Raw genomic sequence first — 2,365 nt, forward strand, 5'->3', positions numbered from 1 at the left:
CTTCAATCGATATTTGGGATTTGACAGGTTTGTTGGTAATGATTTGACAACTTGGTTTCTAAGTTTGGGTGTATCGCGCAGTATCGCTTTTGCAATTAGGCAAAAATTATAAGAAAATTCCAAGACTTCCAACACTTCCAAGACTTTCAACACTTCGCCTTCTTTGTTACAAATATGAGATGCACCCTTGCTATTTCTGGGTAAACCGCCACACCCCATCCCAATTCTGGGGTACCCCTTGCACCATTAATTGATTAATTCGCTCTACATACAATAATGCTGTCTTATCGTTAGGATTGACAGCTAACACTTGATTAAAACACGCTTTAGCCTTATCAAATTCTTGAGTTCGGTAGTAATCTATAGCTAGCTTAAATTCTGACTGGGTTGTTAACTTTAATTCCCTAACTTGTTCAGGCTCTCCTTCCAAGATTTCATAAACAGCAATTGGTTCATTTTTTCCTTTAACAATTGCTCGATCAAGAAACCGAATCTGGTATTGATTAGGATTACTCAATTGCTCTAAAGCTTGCTCAGAAATTAACAAAGACACGCCATAAAACTTAGTTAACCCTTCTAAACGAGCAGTTAAGTTTACATTATCAGAAAAAGCATCCCCTTGCATCCGAAATGTCTCTCCTACCATTCCCACCATCATCTGACCCACATGAATGCCAATGCCTACTTTAATTGGTAGATAGCCTTTGGCAATACGCCTGTGATTGTATTCTTCCACTCTGATTTGCTTGGCAATTCCCGCTGCTACTGCCTCATCGGTGCCATCAGGGAAAACAGCCATTATACCATCTCCGAGAAACTTGACGATAAAGCCGTTTTGATTGCGAATCTCGGGACTGACACGCTTGAGGTAAGCATTAACAAAGTCGAAGTTTTCCTTCGGGGTCATGGTTTCTGAAAGGGTAGTGAAAGAGCGAATATCTGAGAACATGACCGCCATTTCTTTACTGACGTGGTTGCCAAGATCTACATCAAGAATAGTTTCTTTTTGAAGAAAGTTAAGATATTCAAAGGGAACAAATCTGCTATAGGACGTATTGGTTTTTTCTAATTGCCTGTGAGCTTCTTGCAATAGTTTATGTTGTTTTTCTAATTCCCGATAGGACTGTTTGAGGTTGTTCCAAAGTGTGGTACTAATACTGACAACTGCAGCACTGATAACGGTAAACAAGGGTGTAAATATTGGAATCAACCAGCCAAATAAAAAGGCAATATAGGAACTGGTAATAATGATAACTCCGGCTATAAGGGTGCCAACTCCAGTTACCCATCGCCTACGGACATACATGGCTCCAAGGGTAGCACTATATCCAGACCAGAACACTATCCATAGCCAATTCAGGGATTTTACTGATGCTCTAAGCATCGGACGACCTTCATTAGCTGCACTCAAAATCTGGCTGCTGATATTGGCGTGAATTGCTATACCTGGTATTAATTCAGTGGGAGTTAGTAAGGTACTATTGTAGGGAGTGAGGTGATTGTCATTGAGACTTGGGGCTTTTGCCCCTAACAAGACAATGCGATCGCTCATCAAATTTGGGGGAATACGATTGTCGAGAACATCACTCATGGAGATAGTCAAAAAGCTCTCCTCACCGCCCCGATAGTTTAATAATATTTGGTATCCTCCCATCTCTGCTTTACTGTACTCTCCATCATTACTGGAGAGGGGGACAAACTTGGCTTTACCTAAACCGTATATCTTTTTATCGGGATTGATCGGCTCAAGTTTAATACCGTCTTGTGCCAAATACATTAGCGCTAGTTTCACACCAAATCCTTGCTTACGGGTACCATCAGGTTTGCCCAGGAGAATGATCCCTCGCCGGATTTTGCTATCCCCATCGAGCAGGACGTCGTTAGCTGCTACCTGACTCAATTTATCCAGCACTGGTGGCGCTGCAATGGGGTTGCCAGCAATTTTCTCAATTCCGATCACATTTGGGGTAGACTTAAACACCTCTACCAGTTCATCATGTCCAGGTTCAACCACTAGGTCTCGATAAATATCAATTCCAATCGCTCTTGGTTGCTGGGCTTTGATATTCCGAATTAGCTGAGCCATAACCCGATCTGACATCGGCCATTGCTTAACATATTTGATATCGGGTTCATCAATGGTGACCAGGACAATGCGCTCGTCAACAGATTCTTTTGGACGCAGCCGAAATAATTGGTCTTGGCTTGCCCATTCCAGCATCCGAAACAGTCCAGCATTGCTTCCTAAAATCACCAATCCTGCTATACTCGGCGCGATTAAGAGGACTGTTCCCCACTGTTGAATCTGTTGTTTTATGGTTTGCCACATTTGGCTTTAATGTTGGTTATTTTGTTGAGGTTGTGT

Annotated in this window: 1 protein-coding gene; it reads right to left on the bottom strand. The window is 42.1% G+C overall.

Going from position 1 to position 2,365, the window contains the following annotated elements; genetic code table 11:
- Positions 1-190: 190 nt before the first annotated feature.
- The gene (locus tag F6K53_RS37490; protein WP_293084716.1) at positions 191-2,329 is read right to left on the bottom strand and encodes a CHASE2 domain-containing protein; all 2,139 of its coding nucleotides are present in this window, start codon (positions 2,327-2,329) and stop codon (positions 191-193) included.
- Between the last annotated feature and the right edge of the window lie 36 nt (positions 2,330-2,365).

The organism is Moorena sp. SIO4A1 (assembly GCF_010672065.1).
Lineage (GTDB): Bacteria > Cyanobacteriota > Cyanobacteriia > Cyanobacteriales > Coleofasciculaceae > Moorena.

Excerpts from the sequence above, each read along its gene's own strand:
- F6K53_RS37490 (WP_293084716.1), bottom strand. The coding sequence starts at position 2,329 with ATGTGGCAAACCATAAAACAACAGATTCAACAGTGGGGAACAGTCCTC.